The organism is Paracoccus sp. JM45, from assembly GCF_003590715.1.
Classification (GTDB): Bacteria; Pseudomonadota; Alphaproteobacteria; order Rhodobacterales; family Rhodobacteraceae; genus Paracoccus.
Genome location: NZ_QQVY01000007.1, coordinates 90,602 through 109,394, shown reverse-complemented (window position 1 = coordinate 109,394; position 18,793 = coordinate 90,602). Strand labels below are relative to the sequence as shown.

Annotated in this window: 20 protein-coding genes; 15 read left to right on the top strand and 5 right to left on the bottom strand. The window is 58.2% G+C overall.

The features are described 5' to 3' along the window. Positions 1 to 86 precede the first annotated feature (86 nt). From DWB67_RS11225 to DWB67_RS11200, 6 genes are read left to right on the top strand one after another with little or no spacing between them, the layout of a single operon-like run. On the top strand, positions 87 to 1,088 hold the full coding sequence (locus tag DWB67_RS11225) for a GntR family transcriptional regulator (protein ID WP_119807631.1): 1,002 nt from the start codon (positions 87 to 89) through the stop codon (positions 1,086 to 1,088). Beyond that, positions 1,085 to 1,789, top strand: a complete 705-nt coding sequence (locus tag DWB67_RS11220) for a creatininase family protein (RefSeq protein WP_255418649.1) — start codon at positions 1,085 to 1,087, stop codon at positions 1,787 to 1,789. Before DWB67_RS11225 ends, DWB67_RS11220 begins: the two co-directional genes overlap by 4 nt. Continuing rightward, the gene (locus DWB67_RS11215; protein ID WP_119807629.1) at positions 1,786 to 2,802 is read left to right on the top strand and encodes a ketopantoate reductase family protein; all 1,017 of its coding nucleotides are present in this window, start codon (positions 1,786 to 1,788) and stop codon (positions 2,800 to 2,802) included. Before DWB67_RS11220 ends, DWB67_RS11215 begins: the two co-directional genes overlap by 4 nt. Continuing rightward, a complete protein-coding gene (locus DWB67_RS11210) occupies positions 2,793 to 3,548 on the top strand; it encodes an SDR family NAD(P)-dependent oxidoreductase (protein ID WP_119807628.1) in 756 nt (251 codons plus the stop codon). The genes DWB67_RS11215 and DWB67_RS11210 overlap by 10 nt, the downstream gene beginning before the upstream one ends. Then, positions 3,548 to 4,450: a polysaccharide deacetylase gene (locus DWB67_RS11205; RefSeq protein WP_119807627.1), complete on the top strand. Its 903-nt coding sequence runs from the start codon at positions 3,548 to 3,550 to the stop codon at positions 4,448 to 4,450. Before DWB67_RS11210 ends, DWB67_RS11205 begins: the two co-directional genes overlap by 1 nt. Next, on the top strand, positions 4,447 to 5,379 hold the full coding sequence (locus tag DWB67_RS11200) for an isoaspartyl peptidase/L-asparaginase family protein (RefSeq protein ID WP_119807626.1): 933 nt from the start codon (positions 4,447 to 4,449) through the stop codon (positions 5,377 to 5,379). Before DWB67_RS11205 ends, DWB67_RS11200 begins: the two co-directional genes overlap by 4 nt. Positions 5,380 to 5,460: 81 nt before the next feature. Here the strand turns inward: DWB67_RS11200 and DWB67_RS11195 are convergent, their stop codons facing one another. From DWB67_RS11195 to DWB67_RS11175, 5 genes are all read right to left on the bottom strand, one after another. Beyond that, on the bottom strand, positions 5,461 to 6,942 hold the full coding sequence (locus DWB67_RS11195; protein ID WP_119807625.1) for a sodium:solute symporter: 1,482 nt from the start codon (positions 6,940 to 6,942) through the stop codon (positions 5,461 to 5,463). After that, on the bottom strand, positions 6,939 to 7,124 hold the full coding sequence (locus DWB67_RS11190; protein WP_119807624.1) for a hypothetical protein: 186 nt from the start codon (positions 7,122 to 7,124) through the stop codon (positions 6,939 to 6,941). Before DWB67_RS11190 ends, DWB67_RS11195 begins: the two co-directional genes overlap by 4 nt. Positions 7,125 to 7,230: 106 nt before the next feature. Beyond that, positions 7,231 to 8,376 carry an FAD-dependent monooxygenase gene (locus DWB67_RS11185; RefSeq protein ID WP_119807623.1) on the bottom strand — a complete coding sequence of 382 codons (1,146 nt, stop codon included), beginning with the start codon at positions 8,374 to 8,376 and terminating at the stop codon, positions 7,231 to 7,233. 121 nt (positions 8,377 to 8,497) lie between these two features. Continuing rightward, on the bottom strand, positions 8,498 to 11,905 hold the full coding sequence (locus DWB67_RS11180; RefSeq protein WP_119807622.1) for a molybdopterin cofactor-binding domain-containing protein: 3,408 nt from the start codon (positions 11,903 to 11,905) through the stop codon (positions 8,498 to 8,500). After that, entirely contained in the window at positions 11,895 to 12,374 is a 480-nt protein-coding gene (locus tag DWB67_RS11175; RefSeq protein ID WP_220475120.1) for a (2Fe-2S)-binding protein, read from the bottom strand. Before DWB67_RS11175 ends, DWB67_RS11180 begins: the two co-directional genes overlap by 11 nt. A gap of 203 nt (positions 12,375 to 12,577) precedes the next feature. On the opposite strand from DWB67_RS11175, the gene DWB67_RS11170 reads away from it, so the two are divergent. From DWB67_RS11170 to DWB67_RS11135, 9 genes are all read left to right on the top strand, one after another. Beyond that, positions 12,578 to 13,009, top strand: a complete 432-nt coding sequence (locus tag DWB67_RS11170; RefSeq protein WP_119807676.1) for a MarR family winged helix-turn-helix transcriptional regulator — start codon at positions 12,578 to 12,580, stop codon at positions 13,007 to 13,009. 2 nt (positions 13,010 to 13,011) lie between these two features. After that, complete coding sequence (locus DWB67_RS18185) at positions 13,012 to 13,263, top strand: helix-turn-helix domain-containing protein (RefSeq protein ID WP_220475119.1); 252 nt, start codon at positions 13,012 to 13,014, stop codon at positions 13,261 to 13,263. Between the two features lie 6 nt (positions 13,264 to 13,269). Further along, the gene (locus DWB67_RS18180; protein ID WP_370453587.1) at positions 13,270 to 13,599 is read left to right on the top strand and encodes a hypothetical protein; all 330 of its coding nucleotides are present in this window, start codon (positions 13,270 to 13,272) and stop codon (positions 13,597 to 13,599) included. A gap of 219 nt (positions 13,600 to 13,818) precedes the next feature. Beyond that, entirely contained in the window at positions 13,819 to 14,520 is a 702-nt protein-coding gene (locus tag DWB67_RS11160) for an Asp/Glu racemase (RefSeq protein WP_119807675.1), read from the top strand. Further along, entirely contained in the window at positions 14,520 to 15,311 is a 792-nt protein-coding gene (locus DWB67_RS11155; RefSeq protein ID WP_119807621.1) for an alpha/beta fold hydrolase, read from the top strand. The genes DWB67_RS11160 and DWB67_RS11155 overlap by 1 nt, the downstream gene beginning before the upstream one ends. Before the next feature lie 18 nt (positions 15,312 to 15,329). After that, positions 15,330 to 16,358: a leucyl aminopeptidase gene (locus DWB67_RS11150; RefSeq protein WP_119807620.1), complete on the top strand. Its 1,029-nt coding sequence runs from the start codon at positions 15,330 to 15,332 to the stop codon at positions 16,356 to 16,358. Positions 16,359 to 16,417: 59 nt separating this feature from the next. Further along, a complete protein-coding gene (locus DWB67_RS11145) occupies positions 16,418 to 17,050 on the top strand; it encodes an isochorismatase family protein (RefSeq protein ID WP_119807619.1) in 633 nt (210 codons plus the stop codon). A 260-nt stretch (positions 17,051 to 17,310) separates the two neighbouring features. Further along, a complete protein-coding gene (locus DWB67_RS11140) occupies positions 17,311 to 18,288 on the top strand; it encodes a tripartite tricarboxylate transporter substrate binding protein (protein ID WP_182911564.1) in 978 nt (325 codons plus the stop codon). A gap of 3 nt (positions 18,289 to 18,291) precedes the next feature. Continuing rightward, the gene (locus DWB67_RS11135; RefSeq protein WP_119807617.1) at positions 18,292 to 18,783 is read left to right on the top strand and encodes a tripartite tricarboxylate transporter TctB family protein; all 492 of its coding nucleotides are present in this window, start codon (positions 18,292 to 18,294) and stop codon (positions 18,781 to 18,783) included. Positions 18,784 to 18,793: the final 10 nt, after the last annotated feature.

Sequence of the window (18,793 nt, the reverse complement as noted above, 5' to 3'; positions counted from 1 at the left end):
CGCGCAAATATTGACCAAGTCCCGCGGCATTTTTCTATGTAGAATTAGTCTTGAGCCAATAAGTGTTATGTTGCATTGATACTGTTATGAACAGTAATTCCATCTCTGGACTTGATGCTGCACTTGCCCGTATCGCAGCGGCAATCGATGCGTCTTCCTCTATTCCGGTCTCTGTGCAGCTGCGCGGGGCGCTGGAATATGGCATTGCGACGGGGGATATTCCGCCCGGCAGCAAGCTGCCTTCCGTGCGCAAACTGGCCGGATCGTTGGGGTTATCGCCCGTGACCGTCAGTAACGTCTTTGCAACCTTGCAGGACCGTGGCCAGATCGAAGGACGGATCGGGTCCGGCACATTTGTGACCGATCGCGGAATTCCTTGCGTCATCCGCAGCAAGCAACTGGTTGCCTTCGAACAGCAAATCGCCGAGCTGGTGGCAGCGGGACGCGAATTGGGGCTGACCGCGCAGGATGTGGCATTTCGCGTGACCATGGCTGGAAATACCGCACCGCGCGCCTTGCGGATATTGGTTCTGGGGACATTCCGCGACGCGACGCAGGCCTATGCCGCCGATCTGCGGCCTTATCTGTCGGAACAGGATACAGCGGTGCCATGGACCATCGACCGGACAGATGCGCCGCCTCCGCAGGCAGATCTAGTCTTTTGTCCCCGCACTCTTTCCGCACAGGCTGAAAGGCTGTTTCCAGACACACCGCATGTCAGCATGATCATGATCCCGAACGAGGCCACGCGCATCGCCCTTGCCGGCCTGCAACCCGATGCCAAAGTGCTGCTGGTGTCGTATTTTGACGACTTCCTGACCGTGCTTAAGGCCGGAATTTCGCGCTTTGCCCCGCATCTGGGTCGCGTGACCGCAATTCCGCGCTGCGCCCCCGACCTGCACATGCAGTTAAGTGACTGCGAGGTGGTGATCTATGCCACCGGCGCAGAGAACCTGCAGCACGACCTTCGCGAAAACCAGACGGCAATCGAATACCGCCACACCCCCGACAGCCACGCAGTTCGCACGCAATTGCTGCCTGCGCTGGACAATCTGCGCGCCCGCGCCGCCGGAAAAGGAGAGACATGATGAAGATCGCCGACAGCAACTGGTTCGAGGTCGAGGCCTATCTGGAATATGACGACCGCTGCATCTTGCCCTTGGGCAGCACCGAACAGCACGCCCACCTAAGCTTGTCGGTTGATTCCATCCTGTCCGAAAAAATCGCAACGGATGCTGCCGCCCCACTTGGCATTCCGGTTTTTCCGGCAGTCCCTTATGGGCTAACGCCCTATTTTATGGCTTTTCCGGGGACGGTCTCACTCAAGCTGGCAACCTATGCCACCGTGATCCGCGACATTCTGGACAGCCTCTATGATACCGGCTTCCGCCGCATTCTGATCGTGAACGGTCATGGCGGCAACAGTCCTGTCCAGCCGGTCTGTGCTGAATGGATGCAGGCCCGTGACGGCGCGCGCTGCCGTTTCCACGACTGGTGGCGTGCGCCCCGCACATGGGCGGCGGTCCAAGCCGTCGATCCGGTTGCCTCGCATGCCTCATGGATGGAGAATTTTCAATGGACGCGGCTTGAAGGTCGCCCCGTGCCGCCTGAACAGAAACCTTATGTCGATTTCGACCGCTTGCGGGATCGCAACGCACAAGGCGTTCGCGCATTGATCGGTGACGGTAATTACGGCGGGCATTATCAGAAACCCGACACAGACATGCATCGCATCTGGCAGGTTGCAGTCGATGAAACGCGCACCCTTTTGGAAGGGGATTGGACATGAACGACCCGATCCTGATCTGGGGATCCGGCGCGATCGGCGGCATTCTGGGGGCCTATTTTGCGCGGGCCGGACACGCCGTGCATATGGTCGACATCGCCGCCGATCATGTCGAAGCGATGCGAACAACCGGCCTGCATATCGAAGGCCCGGTCGAAGAATTTACCCAAATCCTGCCCGCCGATACCCCCGACACCCTGACCGGCAGCTTTAGTCGTGTGATCCTGGCTGTCAAAGCCCATCATACGGCTGAGGCGATGCAGATGCTGACGCCCCATCTGGCACCTGACGGCTTTGTCGTATCCGCCCAGAACGGCCTGAATGAATACGTTATTGCCGATCTAATCGGCGCGGATCGCACGATCGGATGTTTTGTGAACTTCGGGGCGGATTGGCTGGAACCGGGCCGCATCCTTTACGGCAACCGCGCTGCCGTCGCGATTGGTGAATTGGACAATAGCATGAGCCCCCGCGTGCGCGATATGCACGCATTGTTTTCGCTGGTCGAACCCGATGCCGTAGCCACTGACAATATCTGGGGCTATCTTTGGGGCAAACTGGGGTATGGGTCGCTGCTGTTTGCCACTGCGCTAACGCCGGAATCCATGTCCGATGCCATGGACCCGATCATGTATCGCCCCGCCTATGCCGCCCTTGGCCACGAGGTGATGTGCCTTTCGGCCGTCGAAAATGTGACGCCCTTGGGGTTCAACGGTTTCGATCCGGATGCCTTTTTGCGCAATGATGTGGTCGCGATCAATGCCTCGCTTGATGCAATGGTCGCCCATAACCGCAAGACGGCAAAGACTCATTCGGGCATCTATCGCGACCTTGCCATCCGCAAACGCAAGACCGAGGTGGACGCGCAAGTCGGCGTTCTGGTCGACATGGGCCATAAGCACGGCATTCCGACACCCGCATTGGCGCAGCTGACCGCGCTGATCCATGATATCGAGGATGGCAGGAAGCCGCAGTCATTTGCCCTTCTGGACCTGATGGTGGCGGCATGCAGCTAACTTTGGCAGGACAGGTCTTCGCCGTCACTGGTGCCGCGCAAGGTATTGGCGCAGCGATTGTCAAAAGGCTTTCGGACAGTGGCGCAACAATCGCGGCGATGGATATCGATGACACCGGCCTTGCCCCTTTGGCCGGTCTGGACGGTGTCACTTGCCATGCCGGCGATCTTGGGCAGCAGGTTGGCGCATCGGACCTATGCGCGACGGTGCTGGAACGCCACGGGCGCGTGGACGGGCTTATTACTGCGGCTGGTGGCGTACGCGGGCAGGTCGGGCAGCCGCTTGAACAGATCAATGCGACCGACTGGCAGGCTATCTTTGCGGCCAACGTCGATGCCGTCATGTGGTGTGCACAGGCTTTTGCCCCCGCAATGAAGTCCAATGGCGCGGGCCGGATCGTGACCATATCATCGGGCGCGGGTCTGAAGCCCAGCCTGACCGGCATTCAGGCCTATACGGCGGCAAAGCATGCATTGGTCGGGCTGACCAAACAGCTGGCGCTGGAACTTGGGCCGTCAGGTATCACCGTCAATTCCGTTGCACCGGGCTTTATCCTGTCCAACCCCTCGACCGAGCGTCAGTGGAAGGCCTTTGGACCCGCGCGTCAGGAAAGCATTCTTCAGAATATCCACCTGCACCGCCTTGGACAGGCCAGTGACATCGCCAATGCCGTGGCATTCCTGTGTTCGCAGCAGGCGGATTGGATCACCGGACAAATTCTGCAGGTCGACGGAGGACATGGCTAATGGAACCCTTCCAATGGACAGAAGACATATGGCGCAGCAAGGTCGGGGCTGTACGCGCAGGCCGCAATCTGTTGCCCGCACGGTGGCCGAATGGCGCGCGTTGTGCGGTCGCCCTGTCGTTTGACAGCGACCACGAAACCAATGAATTGCGCGATGGCGGCAATTCCGTCGCACGCCTAAGCTGGGGCGAATTCGGTGCAAGGCGCGGCGTCCCGCGTATCCGCAAGGTTCTGCACCGGCATGATGTCAAAGCCAGCTTTTTCGTGCCCGCAGTTTCCGCGCTGCTGCATCCCGAGGAACAGCGGGAACTGGCGGATGACGGGCATGAGATCGGCCTGCATGGCTGGATACACGAACTGAATACCACGCTTGATGGCACAACCGAACGGGATCTGATGTTGCGGGCCGCCGATACGCTGGAAAAGGTCAGCGGGCAGCGCCCTGTCGGCATGCGGACACCGTCATGGGATTACAGCCCGAACACCCTGACCATCGCCCGCGAGATGGGGCTGATCTATGACAGCTCGCTCTTTTCCGACGATGATCCCTATGAAATTCTGCAGGATGGTCATCCCACTGGCATCGTCGAACTGCCGGTCGAATGGATCCGCGACGACGCTGTCTATTTCATGATGAACCGCTTTGGCGCGCAACGGCCCTATACCCCGCCTGCGGATGTCTTGGACATTTTTCTGCGCGAATTCGAAGGTGCCTATGCCGAAAACGGCTTGTTCTTGCTGACCATGCACCCGCACGTCACAGGATACCGCAGCCGTATTTTCATTTTGGAACAGCTGATTGAACGTATCATGGATAAAGGCGATTGCTGGATCGCCACCCATGCCGAGATTGCGCGCTATTGCGCCGGACAGGCTGGATTGATGCAAAAGGAAACACGATGACCCGATTTTCGCTGGCCGTCCACGGTGGCGCAGGAACCATCCGTCGCGCCAATCTGACACCACAGGCCGAGGCAGCCTATCACAACGGCCTGAAGCGCGCATTGCAGGCGGGCCACGCGGTTCTTGCCGATCATGGCAGCGCCATGGACGCTGTAACCGCGGCGGTCTGTGTGCTGGAAGACGAACCGTTGTTCAATGCAGGTCGTGGTGCGGTTTTCACCTCGGACGGGGTGCAGGAAATGGATGCCGCCGTGATGGATGGTGCGACTCGTATGGCAGGGGCAGTCGCGGGCATTCTTGGCCCGCGCAATCCGGTCATGGCCGCACGTGCCGTCATGGAACACACCGACCATGTAATGCTGATCGGCCCCAACGCGCTGAAAGTCGCCCGCGATGCTGGCGTCCCATTCGAGGATGCGGGCTATTTCTTCACTCAGGCACGTTGGGACGCATTGCAATCGACGTTGAAAATGCGCCGCGACGGGATAGAGGATAGCGACCCTGCGCGGCGCCACGGTACGGTCGGCGCAGTTGCATGTGACATGCAGGGCAATCTGGCTGCCGCCACCTCGACCGGTGGAATGACGGCCAAGGCCCCAGGTCGGGTGGGCGATACGCCCGTAATCGGGGCTGGCACCTATGCCGATAATGCCACCTGTGCCGTGTCTGGCACCGGCCATGGCGAGGTGTTCATCCGCTTTACCGCTGCGGCAGAAATTGCCGCCCGAATGCGCCATGGTGGCCAATCGCTGGATCAAGCCGCAAAGCATGTGGTGATGCAGGATCTGGCCCAGAATGACGGGTCAGGGGGGTTAATTGCCGTTGATGCACAAGGCAACCTGTCCCGGCCGTTCAACAGTGAAGGCATGTATCGCGGAACTGTGACGCAGGATGGTGATTTCCAGACGGATATCTTTCGGGACGCCTGATGGTGCAATGTCCATTGCGGACGAAACGTAAAAAGCGGGGCCTTGTAATAACGAAGCCCTGCTTTGTATTCTGTGTGCCAATCAGGCTGTGGCCGTCGAAACGGTCACAGGCGCGGGCTGCACCTTGATAAAGCCGTCGGTGACCTGTGCTGGCGACGGCCGCGTGATCAAGCTGACACCGATAAAGATCAAAGCCGCGACAGGAAACCCAAGTACGCCTGCGTTCAGACCCATCAACTGGTTGCCGGTCATATACATCGTCGTTACAAAAACCACGCCACCTGCGATCGAGGCCAGCGCTCCCGCCGCCGTACTGCGCGACCAGAAGAAGGCACCGATGGTCGACGGGACAATCACCACAAGTCCAACCGATGTGGCAACGGACAAAATCGCGATCATGCTGAACTCCATCGCGGCGAAGCCCAGTGCAAGAACTGAAATCGCCGGAATGACCAATTTGCCGATCTTCAGCTGCTGCTGGTCATCATGCTTGCCCGCCAGATTGCCATAGACATCGCGCGAAAATATTGACGACAGCGTCAACAGGATCGAGTCGATGGTCGAAACCGCCGCCGCCATAATGCCAACCATGACGACCACGCCAAGGACGGGCGGCACATAATCTGACGACAGCAACATCGAGGTCGCTAGATCGGGACGTTCGAGCGCGGGGAAGATCAGGAAGGCCGAAAAGCCCCAGATGACCGATACGATCGTATAAACCAGCCCGAAGCCCAGAAAGATAATCAGCATCTGGCGCAGCGCCGGAAGCGACGCTGGCATGAACAACCGCTGACTGACCTGCGGGTTCGAGATTGCGAAGAAGAACCACGGAAGCGTCAGTCCAAGGAATGTCTTGAAGCTGAACAGCCCCGGTCCGGGCACCTGAAGCATTGCAGGGGACGCCTCGGCGATCTGGTCGAACATGGTGAAAAATCCGCCCAGTTCCGAAACGACCAGAACACAGACCGCAACCGATGCGATGATCATCACCAATGCCTGAAGGCTGTCGGTCCACATTACCGAACGGATGCCCGCAATATAGGAAAAGACAATCGCAAGGGCCGTGGCAACAATGATGCCTGTACCAAAACTGATCTGGCCATTCGTCATGCCGGACAGAAGATATCCCACACCCGACAGCTGGACCGCCGAATAGGGGATAAGAAACACTAGGCTGGTCAATCCCGCCAGAACGGCCACCCATTTGCTGCCGTAACGCACGCCTAGCATCTCGTACGGGGTGACAAAACCGTGCTTTTTTCCCGCGCGCCAGAACCTTGGTCCGAAAATCGCGACAAGTGACACACCTGCAAAATAGACGATTTCGAAACCAAGCGCCCCGACGCCGCCACGATAAGTCAAACCGGCCAGACCGACCATCATGAACGCGGAATAGGTCGTCGCCGAATAACTGAGTGCCGAAACAATACCACCCATACCCCTGTCGCCAAGGAAATAGCCGGACATTGATGTGCTTGGTCCCGATCTGGAAAGCCAGGCAACAAGCAGCGACAAGACGACATAGATCGCAATGCCCGCAACAACGAGTGAGGTCGTCATTCCGCATCCTCCGTAAAGCCGGCAGTTGCGGTGATGTTCAGGATGATGACTGCAACGCCGGCAAGGCACCAGAACAGAAAACTGCCGTACCATGCCGCGACCTGACCGATCAGTGCATAAGGCACCAGATAGCATGCCAGAATAACGATGGCGACAAGTTTGAAAGACAAGCTACGAGACATGTAGGGTCCTCTCTGAAGGAATATGGACGTTCTCGGTGATCCGGACCGTCTCGTTACTATGGTTGGATCAGCGCGCAAACGCGCAGATCACGGGCATTCCGGATGCCTAGTGAAGCGCCACCGTCATCGGGTCATACGCGTAGACCCAAGCCGGATCTTCAGGTTCTTTCAGCCATGTATTGGCATTCGAGATGGTCTGCACCATCGTGGCGCGTTCCTTGCGGGCGTTCTCGTAGATGGTGAACGCATTGCGGTAATCGGCGGCACCGGTCAGTGACAATGCACGCGTCAGAACGGCGGCATCCTCGATCGCCATTCCTGCACCCTGTGCCATATGGGGGCGCATCGGATGACAGGCATCCCCCAGAAGACACAGGCGGCCACTGCTCCATAAACTCATGGGATCGCGGTTCCAGAAGGGCCATTTCGTTACTTCGGTCGTGGAATCGATCAGTCCCTGCACCATGGGATGTGCACCATCGCCAAAAATCGCGGCCATTTCGTCGCGCGAACTGTCCACATAACCGGTTTCATGGTCCCAGCTGTCGACGGGCACACCGGTGACATAGTAATATTCGCTGGCATCGTTCGTGGTGGCATAGGCCATGATATGGCGCGACTGGCTCCACCACCACTTCACGCAGCGTTCATAGTCAAGTCCAGTGGCGCGCAGCTTGTCCATATCGACCAGCGCACGATGTCCGACCCAGCCCGAAAAACGGGGCTTTTCTATGCCAAGAAGCTTTTCACGAATAATCGAGTTAATTCCGTCCGCGCCGATCACAAGGCCCGCCGCGATCTGACGCCCGTTCGCGAAGGTCAGCAGAACATGGTCATCGCGTTCTTCCAGATCCGTCAGGCCGTGGTCGAAATGCAGGCGGTTCTTGTCCAACACGCCGATTTGTTCGGCATGCAGATCCCCGCGGTGGATCGTGATATAGGGTGCGCCGTATTCGCGAAGGGAAAAATCGCCCAAGCGGATACGCGACAGATATTCGCCCGTCATCCCGTCGCGTGAAAACCAGTGATCCGGATGCGATCCGATGGCGGCCAGCCGGTCTTCAAGACCGATCCGGCGAAAGATTTTCATGACATTGGGGCCGATATGGATACCCGCGCCAAGACGGACAAATTCGGGGGCCTGTTCGAAGACATCCACGCTGAAACCCGCGTCAGTCAATAAGGCAGCAGCTGCGGCACCCCCCAGTCCGGCGCCGATTACCGCGATGTCGATACGATCTAGGTCGGTCACGATATCTTCCCTTTGCTATTCGATATTATTCATTCGTATGCAAATGACTTATAACCGACAATCTTTTAAAATATCCTCGGAAATATTTATTTCATAATGCGTATTTCATAGGCAGACATAGCTATCGCCCCCATGCCGGAAGATCAGGCGCAAAACGTTCCCGCAGATAATTGGCCAATGCATCCATCTGTTCGCTGCTCAACTGATCGTCAAAGGCAGGCATATCGCGCAACGGCAGGGTCAAGGGTGCCTCGACCCCGTTCCGGATAACGGATAATAGCGCGTCGGATTGCGGCGCACGTATTGCAGCCGACATGGTCAATGGAATGCGGGCGGCGGTTTCTGCACCGGGCAGGCCCGGCGTATGACATCCGGCACAAGTGGACTGATAGATCCGCGACGCGGGTCCCGGTTGTGGCATTGCCTTGGATCGTATTACCGGCGTCGGGGTGATACCGGACGCGATATATGTCGCCATGGCACGAATATCGCTGTCCGGCACCGACCTGAGGCTGTCGACCACCTGCGCCATTTTTCCATGTGCCGCGGCAATATCCGGCGCATATCCCTGTCGAAGATAGACGAACAGGCTGTCTTCATCCCAACCGCGCGCATCAGCATCCGGACCAGTCAGCGCAGGCGCCCATGCCTCGCCTACCATTGCGCCGGTCAGGGCCCGTTTCGCCTGTTCTGCACCCAATGCGTTGCGAGGCGTATGACATGCGCTGCAATGGCCCGCGCCATCGACCAGATATTGCCCACGGTTCCACAGGTCGCTTTTCGCCGGGTCGACGGGCAAGGGCGCCGGATCGTGGAACATCAGATTCCATGCCGCGTTCACCGGACGAAGGTTCAACGGTGCTAACATCGACGCCCCTGCGGGCGCCGAACGCACCGGTGGCAAGGTCTGCAGATAGGCGTAAAGCGCCTGCATGTCCCCATCGTCAATTCTTGCGAATGATGTATAAGGGAAGACCGGATAGAGATTAGACCCGTCGCGGCTGATCCCGTGCCGCATCGCCCGTTCGAACGCGGAAAATGACCAAAGGCCAAGGCCGGTTTCCGGATCGGGCGTCAGATTGGTGGTTGCCACGGTGCCAAAAGGCGTCTGCATTTCCAATCCGCCCGCATTGGGCACGCCGTCAGGTGCAGTATGACAACCCGCGCAATTGCCTGTCGCAAAGACCTGCGCGCCCCGCGTCAAGGTTTCGGCGGTGAATTGTGCGGCCAGGGGTGCGCGGCTAACAGGGATGGCGGAATGGATCGGCAAGGCCAGCGCACCGAAAGTCAATGCACTACCGATAGATGCCAGCGCAGCCCAGATCCGGCGCCGACGGGACGTCACTTTGGGCGCCGGTAAAGATGTTGGTCCCTGTCCTTGCCCGACAAGCGCCGCGCGCAATTTTTCGGGCGTGAAGGGCGCCTCTCGCAGGCGGATACCTGTGGCGTCAAATATAGCATTTGCAATGGCTGCGGCTGCCGGAACGGCGGCGCTTTCCCCGACGCCAAGGGCTGGATCGCCGGGACGCTCGATCAGCAAGGTCTGGATCTGGGGTAACCGGTCAAAGCTCTGGATAGGGTAGTTGGCCCAGCTTTTCGGCGTCGGGGCGATGGCGTCGAATGTCACTTCCTCGGACAGGACGCGGCTTGTGGTCTGCATGACGTTGCCGTGGATCTGGGCGCGAACACCATCGGGGTTGATCACCAATCCCTGATCCTGCCCGACGAAAACGCGGGTCAGGGTAACCTCACCCGTTTCGGTATCGACAGCCACATCACAGACCCATGCCGCCGATGCGGCTGCCGTCCCGGGAAACGCACCATGGACATAGGTGGCATAGGCGAAGCCTTGACCATAAGCCATCCGCCCCTGCTTTTTGAACCTTGGTCCGGCATGCGTATTCCAGTCCGCCGCCTGTGCCGTGCGACGGATCAGATCCGCCTGACGCGGGTCATCCAGATGACGCAAACGAAAGTCGACAGGATCTTCGCCAGCCTCGTTTGCCAGTTCATCCATAAAGCTTTCATGGGCAAATGTATTCGGCAGCGCCGATACACCCCGCATCCATGACGCCCGCACGATCGGTGCCAGATCATGACAGATGATACGTTTGTGCGGAACGCGATAGGGCGGCACGATTGTCCGGTCCCCCATCATCGCGTGATGCGGTTCAGGGGAAATGCGGCCCGTCAACAACAACGCCAGATTCGGCCCGCGATTTGACGGATACCAGCTGTCGATCGCATAGGCACCAAGATCGCCGTCCTGTCCGATCCCCCCCTGCACCTGCATCAACTGGGCAGCGCCTTTGGGTTCCCACAGGTTTTCCTGTTCGCGTGTCAGCTGGACACGTACCGGTCGCCCCGTAGCCCGCGACATGAGCAGCGCATCCCCACAAACGTCATCGGCGCAGTTGCGGCCGTAGCACCCTGCCGCCTGCAGGCGCCTGACCTCGATTTCACCGGCATCCAGACCGCAAAGGACAGCCAGATCGGCCCGCAACATATGCGGATTCTGTGTTCCCGACCATACCAGTGGTGCACCGCCATTCCAGTCCGCAACCCCGCAAGATGGCCCGATGGATCCGTGCAGATGGTATGGCCAAAGATAGGTCCGCGACAGCTGTGTACCGCATTCTGCAAATGCACTTTCGAAATCACCGGTTGCATCGACAACGCGCGGAGTCGAGGGCTGGTCGCGGATCGTCTGTTCCAGACGGTGATCCAACGGTGGCAAGTCCGGTGGCATCCGCCACGTCACCTTCAGGGCATTTGCGATATCCGTGGCGCGGCGCGCGTCATCGGCCACGACCCCAAGAAAGTCACCCTCTTGCACAATGGCGATCAGACCCGCCATATGCGCGACCGAGGTTTTATCGACGGATATCAGGCTGCGTCCGACAAAATCGCCGCTGTCGCGCCCCGCATAAGGGGGACGGATCACATGTCCATGCAGCATATCCGGAAGGCGCAGGTCGTGGATATAGATAAAGTCGCCCGTCACCTTCGCTGGAAGATCGCGACGCCTTACCGGCTGTCCGACAATACGGTATAGCGCAGGGTCCTTTACCGGCACCTCGGGGTCCAGCCGCATGACAAGCTCATGGTCTGCCAGTAATGCACCATAGCCATACGCCGCATCAGGTCCGAAGACCGTGCCATCCTTGGACAGCAGATCACAGGCAGGCGTATTGAACCGTCGTTCGGCAAGTCCTAAAATCGCCAGCCGTGCTTGAGCCGCCGCGGATCGAAGCGGCGCAGCGGTGATCTGGATCGTTTCCGAGGCAATGGTCGGGCCTTGATCGGGGGTGCTGTCGGTATCGCCCAGAACAACAAACACCCTGTCCAACGCAATATCCAGTTCCTCGGACACGATCTGGGCAAGGGCGGTTTCGACGCCTGTTCCAAGATCGACGTGACCATTGCGAACAGTGACAATGCCATTCGTATCAAGATGCAAAAAGACAATGCGGCCTTCGGGTCGATCATCAAAGATCGACAGGCTGCCATGGGCAAGATCATTCGACATCGGCGGCCTCGGCAATACGGCGCGCGGCATGGTGGACCGAGACGACAATTTCCTGATGCGTCCCGCAGCGGCACAGATTATCGCGCAACGCCAGTGTTATCTGGCTGTCGGTCGGGTGGGGATGACGCTCTAGCAGGGCGATAGTTGTCATCACCATTCCGTTCAGGCAATAGCCGCATTGCGCGCCCTGCCCGTCCAGAAAGCCTTGCTGGACGGGATGCAACTGCCCTGTCACACGATTGGCAAGCCCTTCCAGCGTTGTCACATTGCGGCCTGCGACACGCGCAGCCCGCATGACACAAGCACGCGCAGGCGCTCCGTCGACAAGAACGGTGCAGGCACCACATTGCCCCAATCCACAGCCGTATTTCGGGCCGTTCAGCCCCAGACGGTCGCGCAGCACGTCAAGCAGGATTTCCCGATCGCCTATCGTCAATTCACGATGCTGACCGTTCAGCTGAAAATCCATGCGCCCCATTAAATGCCCCCGTTTGCCCATGCGTTCGATCACGCTGAACCATTAATCAGGTGCACACAAACATATTTTACCAATGCGGGTCATGTAATTATATGATCGCCTAATTTGTAATCTGATGGTGGAGCGATGGAAGCGATCGCGCTAAAGATAGGCAACCATACGGACCCGTGATTGAAAAAATGGAATTGCACAAGATGGCGAATGAAGGCCGATCAAATTATAACCTGGATGATCAGGTGGGCTTTTTGCTGCGCAAGGCACATCAGGCACATATCGCCATATGCACGGAAAAGCTGGCAGGTTTATTAACGCCAGTGCAGTTCTCGACCCTGTATAGACTGGCGAAAGAACCCGCTCCGGTTTCGCAGAACGCATTGGGCCGGATGGTGGCAATGGATGCGGCGACCACCAAGGGCGTCGTGTCACGCCTGAAGGAACGCGGCCTTCTGACAAGTCGCCCCGACCTTGGCGACAAGCGACGCCACATGCTGTCCACCACGGAAAAAGGTCGCGCACTGCTTGAGGAGGCATTGCCCCTGATGCATGAAATTACCGACCTGACACTGGCACCGCTTGAACCCTATGAACGTGACATGCTGCGCGCCCTTTTGCGCAAGATCAGCTAAATATGGCGCGCTCCCCTGCCCGAGGCCGTGGCCGCCCCACGCAGGACGTCGATTTGCACCAAGCCATTCTGGACACGGCCAAGCTGGCCTTTGCACACAAGGGCGTTGACGAAACCGGATTGCGCAAAATTGCGTCCAAGGCAGGGGTCAGCCAAGCCTTGCTGCGCGATTACTTCGGCTTCAAACAGGATCTGTTCGATACCGTGTTCCGCCGAAGGGGCACGCTTCCGGCGCAGCGCCGCATTGCACTTTAGGCATAACTGCCGCACGATGCGACCGTCGAGGCCATTGTCACGGCCTATCTTAAGCCACAACGGGACATGAAGCTGGCAGGCGGGAATGCTGCGGCATTTCTTCCGCTTCAGGCGGCAGTCCATGCTGCGGCCCAACCCCACCTGCTGGATTTGCGGCGTGAAATCTATGACGCCCCGCTTGTCGCATACATAGATGCCCTGGCACGCGTCATTCCCTTTCCCCGCAATGTCATTGCCCGCCGCATGGGCTTTCTTGTCGGCAGCTATCTTTTTGTTCTAAATGACCTTGCGCGACTGGATGATCTTGGCGGCAAGGCGGACGACGTGCTGTCCTAACTGACGGCATTCCTGTCAGCAGGCCTTTCCGAGCCCGCCTGTTAAGCCATCCGCCTAATTCTTGTTCACCAAATTTTAGGCCGCTTTATTTTGCATGTATACATATAATTATTGTTGATATTATTCGGTCGCCCAATTTAAGCTTGGCCTAACATTACGAAAGGCAGGCCCATGGCGAATATCCGGATAGGTCAGATTGTACCCAGTTCTAACGTGACGATGGAGACAGAGATACCTGCCCTGCTTCGCGCGCGGGAACTGGTGTCGCCCGAGCGTTTCACCTTCCATTCGTCCCGCATGCGCATGAAGCATGTCACAAGATCGGAACTGGCCGCTATGGATGGCGACAGCGATCGTTGCGCGCTGGAACTGTCGGATGCGCGTGTGGATGTGATGGGTTACGCCTGTCTGGTCGCGATCATGTCGATGGGATACGGCTATCATCACGCATCGGCGGAACGGCTGCGTGCGGTGACTGCAGGAAATGATGCACCCGCACCGGTTATTACATCGGCGGGTGCGCTTGCGGACGGCATCCGCGCGATCGGTGCGCTAAGCGTGGCAGTTGTGACCCCTTATATGAAGCCGCTAACCGAAATGGTTGTCGATTATATCCGGAACGAGGGGATAGAGGTCGCGGATTACGTTGCGCTTGAAATTTCGGACAATCTGGCCGTGGCCGCGCATGACCCGATGAACCTTCCGCAAATTGTCGCGGGCATGAACACCGATGACGTCGATGCGATTGTCCTATCGGCCTGTGTCCAAATGCCATCGCTGGCCGCCGTTTCCATTGTCGAGGCACAGACAGGCAAGCCCGTCGTCACGGCAGCTGTCGCCACCACATGGGCCATGCTGCACGCCCTTAATCTACCGACCCGCGTTCCGGGCGGCGGCACGCTTTTGTCGGGGGCTTACTGATGGGTATGGCACCGCAAGGCTATCACGTCCGCGCCAATGGCATCCGCCACCACCTGATCCATTATGCGGGCACGGGTCAGCAGATGCTTCTGATCCCGGGCATCACCTCACCGGCGGTGACATGGGGCTTTGTCGCCGCGCGACTGGTCGAGGGCTTTGACGTCCATGTTCTTGACGTCCGCGGGCGAGGCCTTAGCGAAGGGGGTGATCTTGATTATTCACTGGATGCCATGGCCGACGACGCCGTGGCCTTGGTCAAGGCGTGCGGGTTGACCACACCCATTCTGCTTGGCCATTCCATGGGGGCCCGCACAGCCATCCGCGCAGCGCGCAAATCGCCTGCGGCATTCGGCGGTCTGGTGCTGGTCGATCCGCCCGTCAGCGGGCCGGGCCGCCGTCCCTACCCCTCGCCCTGGGCTTGGTATGGGGATTCAATCCGTATGGCACAGCGCGGCTGCACGGCTGAAGAAATGCGGGCCTTTTGCCCGACATGGACCGACGAACAGGTCGCGTTGCGGGCCGAATGGCTGCACAGCTGCCAGTATACTGCGATCAAGACAGCCTATGACGGCTTCCACAGCGACGACATCCACCTTGATCTGCCGCATCTGCATCTGCCGGTCCGGCTTGTGGTGGCGGGCGGTGCGCCTGTTATCCAATCCGGTGACATTGCCGAAATTTGCGCCCTTGCCCCGAATATTGACATCAGAACCGTTAAGGACGCCGGCCATATGATCCCTTGGGACGACCTTCAGGGATTTCTGGACACTGTTATGGATTTCAACACCTAACCCAAGGGGAACACGCAGATGGACCAGACCAGCTTTACAGAAATCTGCCTGCATCAGCTGAAGATGTCAGGTGTCCACGAAGACGAGAAACTTATCGTCCTGACCCAAGGAAATGAACGTCTGGATTATGCCGATGCGTTCATGGCGGCGGGCCAGCGGCTTGGCGCCAGGATGTATCACATGCGCCTGCCCACACCACTGCCGACATCGGGATGGTCGGTAGGGGTCACCGGCCTTGCTGCCATGCCCGAAGCGGTCGATGCGTTGAAGAATTGCGACATGCTGATCGACTGCATCTTCTTGCTTTTCAGCCCCGAACAATTCGCCATTCAGGATGCAGGCACCCGCATTCTGACCGCGGTAGAGCCGCCCGAACTTCTAGCCCGTATGCTGCCCTATCCCGAACTGCGCGAAAAGGTCACTATGGCTGCCGACATGCTGGACCGCGCCAAGGTGATGCGTATCACCTCGGAGCATGGGACCGATGTGACCTATAAGCTGAACACCTATCCCACCGTGCCTGAATATGCCTGCACCGACACGCCGGGGCGTTGGGATCACTGGCCTTCGGGTTTTGTGTTCACCGGCGGGGATGACGATGGGGTCGACGGTCAGATTGTTGTGGCCCCGGGTGATATCCTGTTGCCGCAAAACCTGATGGTGCGCGAACCGATTACCTATACCATCGAAAAAGGCTGGGTGACCGATATCCGCGGCGGGCTGGAGGCGCAGATCGTCAAATCCTATATGGCCAGCTTCAACGACAAGCGGGGCTTCGGGATGAGCCATGTCGGCTGGGGCATGAACCCCAATGCGAAATGGCACAACTTTGTCCCCGGTGAATTCCCCGGCGGCATGGGTATGGAGCCGCGCAGCTTCTACGGCAACGTCATGTTCTCGACCGGTCCGAACAACGAGCTTGGAGGCCCGAACGACACTGCCTGCCATCTGGATATTCCGATGCGCGATTGTTCGCTGTTCCTTGACGATGCAGCTGTCGTGATCGACGGCGACATCGTCGTCAAAGACATCCAGCTTGCCCGCTAAGTTTAGCCAGACCTGCCCGGCGGTCCCGATCGCAGGGCAAATCACCTTCAAGGTTTATCATGTCCCAACATCAGGTCTATGATCTGGCCGGCTTTGGCCGTCCGGTCCCGCGTGGACAACGCCCCGCCATTGTCGTTGTCGATTTCACCTATGGCTTTACCGATACACAGTATCCTACGGCAGCCGATATGGCAGCGCCTATTACGGCCACCCGTCGGCTGACAGATGCCGCGCGGTCGGCGGGATATCCGGTGATCTATACCACAATTGCGTTCCATCCGTCCGAGGTCACAATGCTGCCTTGGTTGAAGAAAGCGACCGGCATGGCAGCGCTGGTCGAAGGATCACGGCTGGTCCAGATCGACCATGCGACAGGTATCCAGCCCGATGATCCGGTCGTGACCAAAAAGGGCGCTTCGGCTTTCTTCGGGTCTTCGCTTGCCTCCATGCTGGCCTCGGCGGGGGTGGACACAGTGGTGGTAACCGGTGCGACCACATCGGGGTGCGTGCGCGCGACGGTGGTGGATGCCGTGCAATCGGGCTTTAACGTTCTGGTCCCCGAAGATTGCTGCGCCGACCGCGCCAAGGCCCCACATGACGCCAATCTTTACGACATGGCGCAAAAATATGCCGATGTGACCGATAGCACCGAGATGCTTGCATGGATCACCTCTCTGGATAGACAAGCCTAGTAAATGTCCGGACGACGCCCTGATCCGGAACAAGGTTGGCAGTTTGCCACACGCTATTTTGCGTCGGCCCTCACTGCGAAAACCTCAGTTACCCATCTGCACGATTCTGAATCGTCGTGATGAAAATCGCGGCAGCTTGCCGGATACAACCTCGCCAAGAAAATTCGTTTCTATACGCACAATACATTTACCTCGACATTGGTCCTTCGTGGCTATGACCTAGGACTTCCTAGGTCGGCATAAACTTTATGAGGAGCACCATGAACAGACGTCATCTTCTTGCCACGAGCGTCAGCCTTGCCTGCGCGGTTCTGGGCCAGCAGGCATTGGCACAAGACAGCTATCCATCCGAGCCTGTGCATATAACAGTCGTCTGGCCTGCAGGCGGCGGGCATGATCTGGTCGGACGGCTTCTGGGTCATGAACTCTCGACCGAAATGGGGACACCCGTTGTGATCGACAATGTGACAGGTGCCGGAGGAACGACCGGGATGCAGCACGTCGCTGATGCATCACCCGACGGCTATACCATCGGGGTCATGGGGCTTCATGCGATCAGCCAGTCATATATGAACGACAGTGCGCCAAAACTGGATCAATTCGACCCGCTGCTGTTTATTTCGGACGAACCCGCCGCGTTGGAAATTTCCCCCGACACCGGTATCACGACGCTTGATGAATATGTCACCGCAATGCACAGCGATCCGATGTCCCTGATCAACGGCAACGATCCGCAGGGCGGAAACTCTTTTGTCTTTGCCAGCGTGATTTCTAACGGCTTAGGCGTCGAGCCACTAAAGCTGCCCTATGCCGGCCACGCGGCGACAGTGACCGCCCTGCTGACTGGAGAGGTGCAGACAGCCACATTGCCCTTATCGCCTGTGATGGAACAGGCAAAGGGCGGTGCCCTTACAATTCTTGGTGTGGCATCAGAAGAACGCCAGCCCCAGCTGCCCGACGCCCCGACGTTCAAAGAACAGGGATATGACGTCGTCGGCGGTGATTTTATCATGGTGGTTGCCCCCAAGGGTATGGATGCGGCGATACGGCAGAAACTGTCCGATGCTTTGCTGACGGCATCTCAAGGTGAAGGCTTCGTGACCTCTGCGACCAAGAACGGTCTGGCATTGCGCCAGGGCGGCCCTGATATGGCAGCACAAGAACTGACCGCCCAGGAAAATGTCATCTATCCCGTTCTGCTTGACGCGGGCCTTGTCACTGAAACCAACAAGAGGTGACAGATGACAACTGTCCCCCGATCAAGCGGTAAGAATGCCATCATCGGTCTACTCTTTCTTGTAGTTGCAGCATCGGGTGGCACAATGCTGCGTCACAGCCGTTTCAATTGGCTGGGGACCCCTATTCCCGGTGATCCCGGACCGTTTTTCCTGATCAGCATCTGCCTGTCGATCACAGGATTGACCGGAACGATCATGCTTGGCCTTGCAGTTCGGCGGAATAAAGCGTCGCTTCGTTGTCCTGTGTTTTCAATGGCAACCACAGGGCTACCTGCGGCGTATGTCATCGCGCTGATTGTGATGCCCATCGCTATGCGGTCGCTGGGAACAACGCTTGCGACTTCAATTTTCGCGATGATCTGGATTACCGTACTTATGTATCGCCAAGGAACGTCAATCCCGCGCATTGCCATATCGGCATCGGGTTTCGGCATTGGTGCTGCCTTATTCATCCAGCTGGTTTTCGTACGCCTGCTAACGTTGCCGTTGCCCTGAAAAACAGGAT